This is a genomic window from Pseudoalteromonas xiamenensis, assembly GCF_030994125.1.
In the GTDB taxonomy this organism is placed as follows: domain Bacteria; phylum Pseudomonadota; class Gammaproteobacteria; order Enterobacterales; family Alteromonadaceae; genus Pseudoalteromonas; species Pseudoalteromonas xiamenensis_B.
The window spans coordinates 2,245,001-2,259,071 of sequence record NZ_CP099917.1 but is presented as its reverse complement, the minus strand read 5'-3'; the positions used below and the strand labels follow the sequence as shown (position 1 = coordinate 2,259,071).

13 protein-coding genes, 3 tRNA genes and 2 rRNA genes (1 of these 18 only partly in view) are annotated in these 14,071 nt (G+C 45.4%); 9 read left to right on the top strand and 9 right to left on the bottom strand.

Translation table 11 applies throughout. From position 1 onward, the window contains the following. The first annotated feature begins 253 nt into the window (after window positions 1–253). Window positions 254–727 carry a sigma D regulator gene (rsd, locus tag NI389_RS10510; protein WP_208842008.1) on the top strand — a complete coding sequence of 158 codons (474 nt, stop codon included), beginning with the start codon at window positions 254–256 and terminating at the stop codon, window positions 725–727. 69 nt (window positions 728–796) lie between these two features. Here the strand turns inward: rsd and fkpA are convergent, their stop codons facing one another. Beyond that, window positions 797–1,546 (bottom strand): FKBP-type peptidyl-prolyl cis-trans isomerase, encoded by a 750-nt coding sequence (gene fkpA, locus NI389_RS10505; RefSeq protein ID WP_208842007.1) that lies wholly within the window; start codon window positions 1,544–1,546, stop codon window positions 797–799. A 207-nt stretch (window positions 1,547–1,753) separates the two neighbouring features. Between fkpA and NI389_RS10500 the strand changes: the two genes are divergently transcribed. Together NI389_RS10500 and NI389_RS10495 are read left to right on the top strand one after the other, a co-directional pair. After that, on the top strand, window positions 1,754–2,755 hold the full coding sequence (locus tag NI389_RS10500; RefSeq protein ID WP_372588597.1) for a WD40 repeat domain-containing protein: 1,002 nt from the start codon (window positions 1,754–1,756) through the stop codon (window positions 2,753–2,755). A 2-nt stretch (window positions 2,756–2,757) separates the two neighbouring features. Further along, window positions 2,758–2,970 carry a SlyX family protein gene (locus tag NI389_RS10495; protein WP_308359813.1) on the top strand — a complete coding sequence of 71 codons (213 nt, stop codon included), beginning with the start codon at window positions 2,758–2,760 and terminating at the stop codon, window positions 2,968–2,970. A gap of 54 nt (window positions 2,971–3,024) precedes the next feature. On the opposite strand, the gene NI389_RS10490 is transcribed toward NI389_RS10495, so the two are convergent. Beyond that, the gene (locus NI389_RS10490) at window positions 3,025–3,225 is read right to left on the bottom strand and encodes a YheV family putative zinc ribbon protein (protein WP_208842004.1); all 201 of its coding nucleotides are present in this window, start codon (window positions 3,223–3,225) and stop codon (window positions 3,025–3,027) included. Between the two features lie 225 nt (window positions 3,226–3,450). On the opposite strand from NI389_RS10490, the gene NI389_RS10485 reads away from it, so the two are divergent. From NI389_RS10485 to NI389_RS10465, 5 genes are all read left to right on the top strand, one after another. Next, window positions 3,451–5,373 (top strand): ATP-binding cassette domain-containing protein, encoded by a 1,923-nt coding sequence (locus NI389_RS10485; RefSeq protein ID WP_308359810.1) that lies wholly within the window; start codon window positions 3,451–3,453, stop codon window positions 5,371–5,373. Beyond that, a complete protein-coding gene (locus NI389_RS10480) occupies window positions 5,373–5,825 on the top strand; it encodes a TIGR02444 family protein (protein ID WP_308359808.1) in 453 nt (150 codons plus the stop codon). The genes NI389_RS10485 and NI389_RS10480 overlap by 1 nt, the downstream gene beginning before the upstream one ends. 436 nt (window positions 5,826–6,261) lie before the next feature. Further along, entirely contained in the window at window positions 6,262–7,263 is a 1,002-nt protein-coding gene (locus NI389_RS10475; protein ID WP_308359807.1) for a hydrolase, read from the top strand. Beyond that, window positions 7,238–7,471, top strand: coding sequence for a YheU family protein (locus NI389_RS10470; protein WP_308359804.1), 234 nt, complete (start codon window positions 7,238–7,240; stop codon window positions 7,469–7,471). The genes NI389_RS10475 and NI389_RS10470 overlap by 26 nt, the downstream gene beginning before the upstream one ends. A 66-nt stretch (window positions 7,472–7,537) precedes the next feature. Continuing rightward, window positions 7,538–8,737: a dipeptidase gene (locus tag NI389_RS10465; RefSeq protein WP_372588596.1), complete on the top strand. Its 1,200-nt coding sequence runs from the start codon at window positions 7,538–7,540 to the stop codon at window positions 8,735–8,737. Window positions 8,738–8,874: 137 nt separating this feature from the next. On the opposite strand, the gene NI389_RS10460 is transcribed toward NI389_RS10465, so the two are convergent. The 5 genes from NI389_RS10460 to nudE all read right to left on the bottom strand — a co-directional run bounded on the left by NI389_RS10460 (window position 8,875) and on the right by nudE (window position 10,684). Beyond that, window positions 8,875–8,951 (bottom strand) — tRNA-Met (locus tag NI389_RS10460). A 47-nt stretch (window positions 8,952–8,998) separates the two neighbouring features. After that, a tRNA-Met gene (locus NI389_RS10455) sits at window positions 8,999–9,075 on the bottom strand. Window positions 9,076–9,122: 47 nt separating this feature from the next. Then, window positions 9,123–9,199 (bottom strand) — tRNA-Met (locus NI389_RS10450). A 128-nt stretch (window positions 9,200–9,327) separates the two neighbouring features. Next, a complete protein-coding gene (gene cysQ / locus NI389_RS10445) occupies window positions 9,328–10,122 on the bottom strand; it encodes a 3'(2'),5'-bisphosphate nucleotidase CysQ (RefSeq protein ID WP_308359802.1) in 795 nt (264 codons plus the stop codon). Window position 10,123: 1 nt separating this feature from the next. Next, complete coding sequence (nudE, locus tag NI389_RS10440; protein ID WP_208841996.1) at window positions 10,124–10,684, bottom strand: ADP compounds hydrolase NudE; 561 nt, start codon at window positions 10,682–10,684, stop codon at window positions 10,124–10,126. Window positions 10,685–10,743: 59 nt separating this feature from the next. On the opposite strand from nudE, the gene yrfG reads away from it, so the two are divergent. Continuing rightward, window positions 10,744–11,397: a GMP/IMP nucleotidase gene (gene yrfG / locus NI389_RS10435; protein ID WP_308359801.1), complete on the top strand. Its 654-nt coding sequence runs from the start codon at window positions 10,744–10,746 to the stop codon at window positions 11,395–11,397. Between the two features lie 413 nt (window positions 11,398–11,810). Here the strand turns inward: yrfG and rrf are convergent. Beyond that, window positions 11,811–11,925: ribosomal RNA gene (rrf, locus tag NI389_RS10430) — 5S ribosomal RNA — on the bottom strand. Between the two features lie 130 nt (window positions 11,926–12,055). After that, window positions 12,056–14,071: ribosomal RNA gene (locus NI389_RS10425) — 23S ribosomal RNA — on the bottom strand (it continues 868 nt past the right edge of the window).

Here is a 14,071-nt window from a genome sequence, read left to right as displayed (position 1 = left end):
AAAGAAAAATAACAACAAAACACCTTCAAAATAATAATAAGTACTTGTACATACAAGCTAAACTGCATTATTACGACCACCTTCGGGTGGTTTTTTATTGCCCGCGTTTTTTCGACTACATTCCGACACGCTTTTTATTTTCTTATAAATCAATATCTTTTGATTTTTATGATGGAAATCTTTCAAAAAGTTATTGATCTTTTGGTCAGATTTCATTTTGATAGGGTAAACGAACCCGCTAAAGGAGATCACAATGCTTGAGCGTTTAGAACAAGCCCAAGAACAATGGGGCGGCAGCCATTCAGTTATCGATAACTGGCTTGCAGAACGTCAAGAACTGCTGGTCAAGTATTATCACCTAGCAGGGTGTGCACCGTACGACAAAAAAGATCACGCGTTACCTGAACAAGCGCAAATTCAAGCGTTTTGTCAGATTTTATTAGACTACTTGTCGGCTGGTCATTTTGAGATTTACGATGATTTGGTGCAGCAGTGCCAGAAGAAAGGCCCAGAGAGCTTAAAGCTCGCGCAAGCACTGTATCCACGTATTGCAGAAAGTACAGACCTTGCTCTCGACTTCAACGACAAGTACGCAGAAGCGAAAGGTGAAGGTTTATTAGACCAGTTTGACAAAGAATTGTCGGAGCTAGGTGAAGCACTAGAGCAGCGTTTTGAGCTCGAAGATGAGCTTATCCATAACTTATACGCAAACCATACTGACGTATAATTCGTCATTGTACGAAATTAACCAATAAAAAAGGACCGTTACGGTCCTTTTTTATTGCATTAGCCTGAATTACTCAGCTGCAGAAGAAGCTTCTTCTTGAATTTCAAGCAACTCAACTTCAAATACTAATGTTGAGTTCGATGGAATACGACCAAGATCACGCTCACCGTATGCTAATTCAGAAGGAATAGTGAAACGGAACTTTGAGCCAACAGGCATAAGTTGAAGACCTTCAGTCCAACCTGCGATTACGCCTTTCAATGGGAATGTTGCTGGTTGGTTACGTGAGTATGAGCTATCAAACTCTGTGCCATCTAACAATGTGCCTTTGTAATGTACTTTTACTACATCAGTTGCAAGTGGCTTCTTACCTTCACCTTGTACAAGCACTTCATACTGAAGACCTGAATCAGTCGTAGTAACGCCTTCTTTTTTCGCGTTATCCGCTAGGAATTTTTCACCATCCGTTTTGTTTTTCTCAGCTTCAACTTTGGCGTGTTCTGCTTGCTTCTCACGAACAGATGTATCAAGTGCAGTTAACACTTCACGAATTTTTGCTTCATCAATTTTCGCGTTACCTGCTAGCGCATCTTCAAAACCACGCATAAGCAGTTTTTGATCAAGTTCAATGCCTAACTCTTTTTTATCGGCAAGATCTTTTTGTAAGAAATTACCAACCGACGCACCGATACCGTATGCTTGTTGCTGTGCTTCTGTGTCTAGTTTCACTTCCGCGACTTTTTCTTCTGCTTTTTGATTACATGCTGCTAGCGCAAGCACTGATGCCGCAATAAGCGACAGTTTCAAAGTGTGTTTCATGGATTTTCTCTTGTTAATGTTTTATTAATGATTGTGATTTCGCCACAGTATCATTTTCAATACGATTATGCCAAATAAAGCCGCTGTTTCACCAAGGTCGTGCCAAAGTAGTCTAATGGTGGTACGCTGAATCAAGACTAAATGGTAGAACGCTTTTTTTGTTCGTTGCCCAACTATTACTTCGCTTGACGGGATTAGACCTGATATATGTACAAACGTTCATTTATCAAGACCTGCTTAACGTACTTATTCGTAACGCTGTTTATAAGTGGCTGCAAGGAACAAACGTTGCCGGGAAAATCCGTCAGCCAACTTGCTCATGCTGATCTCGGTGCCTACGCAGCAGCCATTTCAGCAGATGGACGTTACAGTTTAGTGTCGAGCACCAATCAAGGTGTACTGCTTTGGGACAATCGATCTAATACCGTGCTTTTTCAATGGCATCAAGATAAAAATGAGCAAAATCTTGTCCATAGCCTCGCGATTTCATTTGATTCGCAAGTTGCCGTTACGGCAACCGACACCAATTTTGCGTTGTGGGACATCAAGACTGGTCAAAACCGCGGATTTTACCGTATTAGTAAAAGCACCATTCGAGATATTGCTATCAGCAATGAAGGACGTTTTGTGCTTTACGGCCGCGCAGATAATGTGGTTGTTTTAGTGGACCTAGCCGAAGGCCGTCGGCTGGAGTTTCTTGGTCACACTGAGAAAATCAATTCCATTGCCCTATCCCCCAATGGCCATTTTGCTCTCACAGGTGGTAATGATTACACCGCCTATTTTTGGGATACCCGTACAGGGCAAGTGCTCCATCGTTTTAACCACCCGTCACGCGTAACAAAGGTCGCACTAGACAATGAAGGTCGCTACGCGTTCACTGCCGATAGCATGAAAAAGGCAAGTATTTGGCGGCTGACTTCAGGTGAATTAGTCTCGCAATTGCAGTATATTGCACGCCAGAAAATTTTTAGTGCAGTCACCTTCAATAAACAAGGCACACTACTGGCCACAGGTACCCCTAACCGCCAATTAACGTTGTGGGATTTAAATACGGGTGAAAAGCAGGGTCTTTGGCAAGTCGAACCTAGAGAAGGGTCGAGACCAAAATCTGCCGTGGTGTTCGCTGCTGCTTTTGTTGACAACGATGCTGCGCTACTCACAGAAAGTTCTAATGGCATGTTAGAGCGCTTTGAACGGAATAATTAGTCATGAAAACGTTAGAACAACGCATTGTGGAACTCGAAGAGCGCGTTGCTTTTCAAGATGAAACCATCGAAATACTGAACGATGAGATGAAACTACATCAACAGCGTTTTGCTAAAATGCAGCGTCAGTTGGAGCTTTTGGCGGAAAAAATCAAAGAATCGCAGAATGGGTCAATGATGCACCCTTCACAGGAGCCACCACCGCCGCATTATTAATCAATGAGACGGGTACAAGAAAAACCAAAAGGGCTGTAATTTGCCCTTTTGTCGTTATTCAGGTTTGAATACTCCGATAACTTGTTCAAATTGGCGTGTCGAGGCTTGTACCGCTTCCTCAGGTTGAACCATGATATGGCCACAGTGGATACATTCCACTTTTTCAACGTCATGTTCTTTGTAAAGCATCATGCCATCTAACTCTTTACACTCTGGGCAACTCGCCCCAGCAATAAAACGCTTTTTCTGCTTCACTGTAACCCCTTAAACTGCTTTCTACCCACTTCTGAACTTAATTAACTGCTTGCGATGTGCTCGTGGCTGTCGATTTACGCGTGCAAATCTCGGCTGGCAGAATCGGTGATCGACAACTAACCATCATTTTGCTGGTCAGTTTACCGTATTTACGTCGCCAATGGGTATAGAGCTCAACGTTTTCCATGTTAAAATCCCGGTAATTAATTTTGTGAAACTGACGCTATGATCCAACTGACTGAAATCGAACTACTTCGTGGTGGTAAAACACTGTTGAAAGAGGCCAGTGCGACCCTTTTCCCAGAGCATAAAGTGGGATTAGTAGGCGCTAATGGCTGTGGCAAATCAACCTTGTTTGCACTCTTGAAAGGAGAACTCCACTTAGACGCAGGCACATTTACGATTCCGAAAGATTGGTCGATGGCGTCAGTTAAGCAGGAAACGCCTGCACTTGAAATCAGTGCTTTAGACTACGTTTTGCAAGGCCACCCTGAATATTACGCGTGCCGTATTGCGTTACGTGACGCTGAGGCCGCGGGCGACGGAGCAAAACAAGCGCAAATCCACCAGCAGTTAGAACACATCAAAGGGTACAGTATCGAAGCCAAAGCGGGCGAACTTCTCCATGGTTTAGGCTTCAGTAATGAGCAGATCCCACTCCCTGTTAGTTCATTTTCAGGTGGCTGGCGCATGCGATTAAACCTTGCACAGGCCCTGATCCGCGATGCCGATTTATTGTTGTTGGATGAACCGACCAACCACCTCGATTTAGACGCAGTTTATTGGCTAGAGCGTTTTCTTCGCGCATACACTGGCACACTCGTACTTATCTCGCACGACCGTGAATTTTTAGACGCCGTAGTTGACCAGATTTGGCACATTGATCAACATCGTATCAATGTCTACAAAGGCCACTACTCTCAGTTTGAACGCCAAAAAGCAGAACGTATGGCTCAACATCAAGCAATGTTCGAAAAGCAACAAACGACCATTGCCCATCTGGAACAATTTATTACCCGCTTTAAAGCAAAAGCCAGTAAAGCAAAGCAAGCACAAAGCCGCGTTAAAGCGCTTGAACGCATGGAAAAATTGGCGCCAGCACACGCTGACTCGCCATTCAATTTTGAATTCCGAGATCCTGACACCTTGCCGAACCCGCTGATGTCACTTGATGAAGCTCAAGCGGGTTATGGTGACAAAACCATCTTGCACAAAATAAAGCTCAATCTCGTACCTGGAAGTCGTATTGCGCTGCTGGGTCGAAATGGCGCAGGGAAATCAACGCTGATTAAGCTGCTTGCTGGTGAGCTATCGCCACAGGCAGGTGAAGTATTTGTTCACCAAGGTTTAAAAATAGGCTACTTTGCGCAGCACCAATTGGAGTCCCTCGATGCCAGCGCCAGTGCGATTACGCATTTGCAGCGTCTCGACCCGAAAGCCTCAGAACAACAACTGCGAGACTTTTTAGGTGGGTTTGCGTTTCATGGTGACAAAGCGCTTGAACCGGTTGCGCCATTTTCAGGTGGTGAGAAAGCCAGATTGGTACTCGCGATGCTGGTTTATCAGCGTCCGAATTTACTACTCCTCGATGAACCGACTAACCACTTAGATCTTGAAATGCGTCACGCACTCGTGATGGCACTACAGGGTTTTGAAGGGGCAATGGTCACCGTGTCGCATGATCGCCATATGTTAAAAAATACGGCGGATGAATATTACCTAGTCGACAATGGTGAGGTCACGCAGTTTGGTTATGATCTCGATGCATACTACCAATGGTTGTTGAACCAAAATCGTGAAGCAAATAAAAAAGACGAGCTTGAAGACAAAGCCAACAGCAGTGCAAATCGCAAAGAGCAAAAACGCCTAGAAGCCGAATTTAGAAAGTACATCCAACCTTTGAAAAAAAGCATTAGCACGTTAGAAGGGAAATTGGATAAGTTAAGTGCCGCGCTGGCGGTCGTTGAAAATCAACTTGCGGACAATGACATTTACTCAGATGAGAATAAAGCACAGTTGACTAAACTATTAGCTGAACAGGCAAAAATCAAACCTGAACTCAATGATGTCGAAGAGTCACTATTGTTTGCACTAGAAGAACTTGAAAGCAAAGAGCAACACTTTGCTGAAACAGGCGAGCTGCTGTAATGAACTCGCCAATTTGCACTACCGCATTTTGGCACTTTTCGTGTGACCTGTATGCCTTGTCAGGCGTACAGGACGCGTTACTTTACGCACAACATCAAGATGCCAAAAACGTCAATATTCTCCTGCTGCTACGGTACTTAGAAACGCTTCATATTCAATTGGATCAACAACAGCTAGATTCCCTTAAGCAATGTACTCTAGAGTTTGATCGTCTTTTTTTAGCCCCGCACAGACTGATTCGCGCCAATTTCAAAGCCACCTATTCACTCCATCCTACGTATTCAACCGTACGCAAATCACTGCTTAACAGCGAATTGCTCTTGGAGAAACTGCAACAGACACTCCTCATTCAGCAACTTGAACAAACCAAGCTACAGACCAATCCTATGGCAAACAACCTAGCGCTTTACACGGATTCACTCACCCTGATTGCCTTATTACGCCAATCTTAAGCTCTGCCAGCCATTTTCACGGTAATTTTATGATCTCGATCAAGGCTCATTCGCTCCGTGCTTTTCGACGATTTAAAACTTGATCCGGATCATGCTGAGCCAGCGATTGCATGTCTATGATTAACCCATAGACAAGTTTAGGAGGCATCACCATGAACGTATTCTTTAGAGACTTTTTTTCTGACCCAGTGTTGTTTTTGTCCTTTGGATTCTTGGGCGTGGTAATTGTTTTATGTCTTTTCTACGTGTACTACTTCATTAAGAAAGTAAACGAAGCTGAAGTTCCTAAATAAGTCTCCAGAAACAGAATTAAGCACGACGCACAAAGCACCTTACTAACCTAGTTAGTCGGGTGCTTTTTATTTGTCCCTCTACATCTTCACAAGCCTTTGGTAAACTGGTCCGACATTGACTCAGACATTTCGTAGCAAAGAGTATGGAATATCAATTCAAGCCAGCTTGGTGGATGACCAATCGACATGTACAAACTATTTTGCCAAGAGCTTACCGCTTGTGGCAACGTACGCCGGTTGACCTCGAAGAAATCGCGACACCCGATGGCGATTTTATTGAACTTGCGTGGGCCACTCCCGCAACGCCCGAGGCCCCATTGGTAATTGTGTTACATGGGCTTGAAGGTAACATTGATAGTTTTTACGCTCGAGGCATGATGCAAGCAGTACGAAATCATGGATTTGATGCGGTTTTGATGCATTTTCGAAATTGCTCCACACACCCCAACCGAATGCCACGAGCCTACCACAGTGGTGAAACCGAAGACATTGGTTTTCTGGTCAACACATTACAAGCTCGTTTTCCAAACCGTGAGCTTTACGCTGTTGGATTCTCGCTAGGCGGGAATGTTTTAGCAAAATACTTGGGTGAGCAAGGGAGTGATTGTGCACTTAAAGGCGCATCCGTTGTTTCTGCGCCTTTTGATCTCTCGACCTCGTGCCAAGTTATCCGTCGCAGTTGCTTTAAGCTTTACCAAAAATACCTGTTAGATAAGCTCAAAAAATCTACTGCACGTAAACTGCCACAAATTCAAGCGCAATTGCAATTAAACGAAAACGCACTAATGGCAATCGATGACTTATGGCTGTTTGATGAGGCGGTAACGGCTCCATTACATGGCTTCGCTGGGGCGGAAGATTATTATGAGAAAGCCAGTGGACAACCTTATCTCCAGCATATCGCCATACCCACACTGGTGATCCACGCGGAAGATGACCCCATGCTTTCTACTGAAGCGGTGCCAAAAGCAGATCAAGTCAGCAAAAGCGTCATGTTAGCCGTTTCAAAGCAAGGCGGCCATGTTGGATTTTTAAGCGGAAAAAACCCGTTCAAGCCAATATTTTGGTTGGAACAGGCTGTTCCACATTTCTTTTCTCAGTTACAGCAAGGTAGACGCCATGATCATCCCGTATCAGCAGCTTGAGGTTGACACGCTCCATAACCTAATTGAACAATTTATTTTGCGTGAAGGCACGGATTACGGTGAATACGAAGTCACTCTCGATCAAAAAGTAGAACAAATCAAAGCTCAACTCAAAGCGGGTGAAGTTGTTATTGTTTTTTCTGAATTACATGAGAGCGTAAATATCATGTCGAAGTATCAATTTCTGGCCAGTCAATCATCGGATTGAATGTAGACATTGTCATTTTTTCGTTATAGTGGAGCGTAGACGCAAACCAATCAACAGGGAAATCTTATGCGACTACGTCCAACGCTCTGCACCACGTTATTGCTACTCGTCACTAGCAACCCATTAATGGCCAGTGACACGGCGATTCAAGCCAGTGAGCACGCCAAGCAAATAGCAAAGCAGGCTTTACTCATTGATACTCATATTGACGTCCCTTATCGTATTGCTGAGAAGTGGGACGATGTAAGCAAAGCAACGGATGGTGGCGATTTCGATTACCCAAGAGCAGTTAAGGGTGGTCTTAACGCGCCTTTTATGTCGATTTACATCCCTGCGAATCTAGAAAAAGAAGGCAAAGGTAAAAGCTATCAACTGGCGAATCAGCTAATCGATTCAATGGAGGCCCTAGCGCAACGTGCACCGGATAAATTTGCGATGGCGTACAGTACAGCGGATATCGAAAAACAATTTAATGCAGGAAAAATTTCCATTGCGATGGGCATGGAAAACGGTTCACCCATTGAAGGTGACTTAAACAATCTGCATCATTTCTATGAACGCGGGATCCGCTACATCACATTAGCTCATTCACAGAGCAATCATATTTCAGACTCCTCATACGACCTGCGCCGCCCGTGGAAGGGTTTGAGTCCATTTGGTAAGGAACTCGTTGTAGAGATGAATAAAGTCGGTGTACTTATTGATGTATCACATATTTCGGATGAGGCATTCTATCAAGTGATGGAGCTGTCCAAAGTCCCTGTAATTGCCTCTCATTCCTCGTTACGTAAATATACGCCTGGTTTCGAGCGCAATATGAATGATGACATGCTTAAAGCGCTGGCGAAAAATGGTGGCGTTATTCAAATCAACTTCGGTTCTAGTTTTGTCACGTCTAAAGCCAATGGCTGGTATGACAAACGCGATGAAGCACAAAAAGAAGCAGAATCCAGCGGCGTAAGCAAAGTCGATTTCCGTGCAGCCTACTTGAAGAAAAACCCGTTTCCTTTTGCGTCACTGGAACACGTTCTCGACCATATCGATCATGTGGTAAAAGTGATTGGTATCGACCATGTCGGCATTGGGTCTGATTTTGATGGTGTCGGAGATTCTTTACCCATAGGTTTAAAAGATGTCTCTATGTATCCGAACCTGATCCAAGGGCTTTTAGACCGTGGGTACGACGATAGTCAAATTAAGCAGATCTTAGGCGGAAATACTATGCGAGTCTGGAAAGTTGCGGAACGTTACGCAACAACTCACTAAAGTAGAGTTAAACTTGCTTTGAAAGGCCACTACGGTGGTCTTTTTTATATCCACATGAACGATAAAAGCGTGTAAAAATATGAATTTAAAGTGAGAAAATGAAATAGTTGAATATATAAGGAAGTGCACCAAGGAATTGGTTGCGGGAGCCGGATTTGAACCGACGACCTTCGGGTTATGAGCCCGACGAGCTACCAGGCTGCTCCATCCCGCGCCTGTATACTAAATGCTGTTTTATACTTCCGACTTAGTGAAAGAAGTTGGTTGCGGGAGCCGGATTTGAACCGACGACCTTCGGGTTATGAGCCCGACGAGCTACCAGGCTGCTCCATCCCGCGCCTGTATGCTAAATGCTGTTTTATACTTCCGACTTAGTAAAAGAAGTTGGTTGCGGGAGCCGGATTTGAACCGACGACCTTCGGGTTATGAGCCCGACGAGCTACCAGGCTGCTCCATCCCGCGCCTGAAAACCTTTAAAAAAACAAGATTTTAATACTTGCTCTTCAAAGAGGTCGCTATCATATAGGATCTAAAGATAAAAGCAAGCCCCTTAGTTGGTTTTTATGACCGTTTGATTGCAATTTAGTCAATTATGGTCTTTGATGAGGTGTTACAATCTTTTGCCATTCCCAATCAGGGTGACCCATGACGATAAAATCTGGATTTTCCGTGCTCTCACGCTGATTATAGGTCAGCGGATTAAACTGCGCATCGGTGATAGAACCACCGGCTTCTTCGACAATAATTTGAGACGCACCAGTGTCCCACTCGCCTGTAGGGCCTATTCTTAAAAAACAATCGGCTTTCCCTTCAGCAATAATACATGCCTTTAAAGAGCAGCTACCGAGCGCTATGGTAGCAAACTGAGCGTTAAGATACTGACTCACTGCTTCTAATTTTTGACGGCGGCTGACCGCAAGCGTGAGCGTTTCTGGCGGTGCTACAAAGATACGCTCCGTCTGCCCATCTTCACGCTTAAATGCACCTTCCTGCTTCGCTGCAAAATAAGTGATGTGTTTAGCAGGCCAATGAATAACTCCAAGCACTGGCTTGTTGTGTTCAACAAGTGCGATGTTAACCGCGAAGTCACCACTTTCAAGAATAAACTCCCCAGTTCCATCCATTGGATCAAGCAACCAATAACGAGACCAATCTTGTCTTTCCGCTAAGGGTGGGATTGGCACTTCTTCTGACATAATAGGAATATCAGGCGCAATAGCATTTAATCCTGCCATTAACACCTCATTGGAGGCCAAGTCAGCTTTTGTAACGGGTGTATGATCGGACTTCTCTTTCGCACCAACATCGTCTTGTTTATAGATTGCCATAATGGCAAGACCCGCTTGTTCAGCAAGACTGATACAGGCCTCTAAGTATTCGTGCATCTTATTCCCCTTCTAAATACTGCTGAAGTAAGAGTAGTGCAGCAACACTTCGTGCTTCGGTGAAGTCGGGTTGAGAAAGTAACGATTGCCAATCGCTCAATGGCCATTTTACAACAATTAACGGCTCAGGTTCGTCGCCTTCGAGTTGTTCTGGGTAGAGGTGTTTTGCAAACAATATATGCATGCGAGCATTAAAATAACTCGGTGCCATAGAGACTTCTTTAAGCTCAGCAAAAAACTCCGCACCAAAACCCACTTCTTCTTTCAGTTCACGGTTCGCTGCTTGCTCGGGTGTTTCGCCAGGGTCAATTAAGCCTTTTGGGAAACCGAGCTGATAGTCATGTGTGCCAGCACAGTACTCTCTGACTAAGAGTAGCTCATTTTCGGCACTTAGAGGCACAATCATGACCGCTCCTCGACCACTGCCTTTGATACGCTCATACTCGCGCTTCTCGCCATTTGAAAATTCCAACGACAAGGCTTCGACAGTAAACAGCTTACTGCGAGCAGTAATTTCAGATTCAATAATCGTTGGCGGTGTCGGATGCTTTTTCTGTGTCATGGACAATTATTTGCTATGATGCGATTATCTAATCATAAAGCCTTTACCTTGAAATGCCTATGCTAAATTGGTCCGAAATCGACACTGTTCTGCTTGATATGGACGGCACACTGCTCGATTTACATTATGATAATTACTTTTGGTTACATGTCGTCCCAGAAGAATACGCAAAAAAGAATCGACTTTCGATTGAGCATGCCAAACTTGTTATCGAACAAAAATACCAAGATGTCATGGGGCAACTCTCTTGGTACTGTTTAGATTATTGGCAAAAGGAACTCGACTTACCCATTATGGCGCTCAAAAGGGAGATCCAGCACCTCATTTCGTTAAGAGAAGACACCATTCCATTCCTGCAGTTTCTCAAGCAAAGTGGGAAGCACATCGTGTTGCTCACTAATGCTCACCCAGATAGTTTGAGCTTGAAAATAGAACGAACGCAGTTTGATGTGTATATGGATAGACTTATTTCCACCCATGAGTACGGTTTTAGCAAAGAGCAACAAGCGTTGTGGCATGCCGTACAAAAAGACTTAGGGTTTAACAGCCGTAGAACCTTGTTTGTTGATGACAGCTTAAGTGTATTGCGAAGCGCGAAGCAATATGGCATCGCACACTTACTCGCGATTGCCAATCCAGATAGTAAAAAACCGCATAATCAAATTTCAGATTTTTTAGCAATTACGGATTACCATCAAGTAATGCCAACGTGAAGATACAACGCTTGCGTTAATAGCTCAGGTTGGCGAGATACATTCGACGCGAAGCTTCATAGCGTGGTGTAGGTGTAGGTCAGAATTTACCGAGGTACGATGCTACAGGAGCCATTCCAACACCGAACTTCGTTTGTTGGGGATCGTTTCTCGAATTGGTCTGAATTTTCTAGAAAAAATAAAACAAAAAAGCCCGACTCTTTCGGATCGGGCTTTCTTTAATTAAGAGTCGGGGGCGCCCAGCCTCGCGATGTCCGGTCTGCGGCCAGAGGCCTTCGACGTTCAAAGCCGGTGAAGCAAAACTGTTTGCTTCCCTAATCGACTTTTCACCCTACTTTCACGTAGCACATCCCTAAACACGTAATAAATAAAAAGGCCTCTTCTTTCGAAGAGGCCTTTTTATTTAATTAAGAGCCTGGCGATGTCCTACTTTCACATGGCAGCTGCCACACTATCATCGGCGCTGTTGCGTTTCACTTCTGAGTTCGGCATGGGGTCAGGTGGGTCCACAACGCTATTGTCACCAAGCATAAGCTGGTTGTCTACTCGCTATCGCAAGTAAACTAAATCTGGAACGCTAATATTAATGTCTTTTACTTCGTCGTTGTCTACTTTAGTCAATACTTAACTTCTAACAACTAAACCACTTTGGCGTTGTATGGTTAAGCCTCACGGGTAATTAGTACAGGTTAGCTTCACGCCTCACAGCGCTTCCACACCCTGCCTATCAACGTTGTAGTCTCCAACGGCCCTTTAGTGGAGTTAAACTCCAAGTGAGAACTCATCTCGAGGCTCGCTTCCCGCTTAGATGCTTTCAGCGGTTATCGATTCCGAACGTAGCTACCGGGCAATGCCATTGGCATGACAACCCGAACACCAGCGGTTCGTCCACTCCGGTCCTCTCGTACTAGGAGCAGCCCCTCTCAATTCTCAAACGCCCACGGCAGATAGGGACCGAACTGTCTCACGACGTTCTAAACCCAGCTCGCGTACCACTTTAAATGGCGAACAGCCATACCCTTGGGACCGACTTCAGCCCCAGGATGTGATGAGCCGACATCGAGGTGCCAAACACCGCCGTCGATATGAACTCTTGGGCGGTATCAGCCTGTTATCCCCGGAGTACCTTTTATCCGTTGAGCGATGGCCCTTCCATTCAGAACCACCGGATCACTATGACCTACTTTCGTACCTGCTCGACGTGTCTGTCTCGCAGTTAAGCTTGCTTCTACCATTACACTAACCGAGCGATGTCCGACCGCTCTTAGCAAACCTTCGTGCTCCTCCGTTACTCTTTGGGAGGAGACCGCCCCAGTCAAACTACCCACCAGGCACTGTCCGTAACCCCGATTAGGGGCCAACGTTAGAACATCAAACATACAAGGGTGGTATTTCAAGGACGGCTCCACAAGAACTAGCGTTCTTGCTTCAAAGCCTCCCACCTATCCTACACATGTAGGTTCAATGTTCAGTGCCAAGCTATAGTAAAGGTTCACGGGGTCTTTCCGTCTAGCCGCGGGTACACAGCATCTTCACTGCGATTTCAATTTCACTGAGTCTCGGGTGGAGACAGCGTAGCCATGATTACGCCATTCGTGCAGGTCGGAACTTACCCGACAAGGAATTTCGCTACCTTAGGACCGTTATAGTTACGGCCGCCGTTTACCGGGGCTTCGATCAAGAGCTTCGTCCAAAGACTAACCCCATCAATTAACCTTCCGGCACCGGGCAGGCGTCACACCGTATACGTCATCTTACGATTTTGCACAGTGCTGTGTTTTTAATAAACAGTTCCAGCTACCTATTCTCTGCGACTCCCGTCTGCTTACACCGCAAGGGCTTAACAGACAAGAGCGTACCTTCTCCCGAAGTTACGGTACCATTTTGCCTAGTTCCTTCACCCGAGTTCTCTCAAGCGCCTTAGTATTCTCTACCTGACCACCTGTGTCGGTTTCGGGTACGATTCAATATGAACTGAAGCTTAGAGGCTTTTCCTGGAAGTAGGGCATCAACAACTTCACACCCGTAGGTGCTCGTCTCGTATCTCAGCTTTAGCGACCCGGATTTGCCTAAGTCACCAGCCTACATACTTTCACATGGACAACCAACGCCATGCTTGCCTAGCCTGCTCCGTCCCCCCATCGCATTCATATCAAGTACGGGAATATTAACCCGTTTCCCATCGACTACGCTCTTCAGCCTCGCCTTAGGGGTCGACTCACCCTACCCTGATTAACATGGGATAGGAACCCTTGGTCTTCCGGCGTGCGGGTTTTTCACCCGCATTATCGTTACTTATGTCAGCATTCGCACTTCTGATACCTCCAGCATACCTCCCGGTACACCTTCAACGGCTTACAGAACGCTCCCCTACCCCGCAGATAAAATCTGCAGCCGCAGCTTCGGTGGTATGTTTAGCCCCGTTACATCTTCCGCGCAGGCCGACTCGACTAGTGAGCTATTACGCTTTCTTTAAAGGGTGGCTGCTTCTAAGCCAACCTCCTAGCTGTTTTAGCCTTCCCACATCGTTTCCCACTTAACATACACTTTGGGACCTTAGCTGGCGGTCTGGGTTGTTTCCCTCTTCACGACGGACGTTAGCACCCGCCGTGTGTCTCCCGGATATTACTTACTGGTATTCGGAGTTTGCAAAGGGTTGGTAAGTCGGGATGAC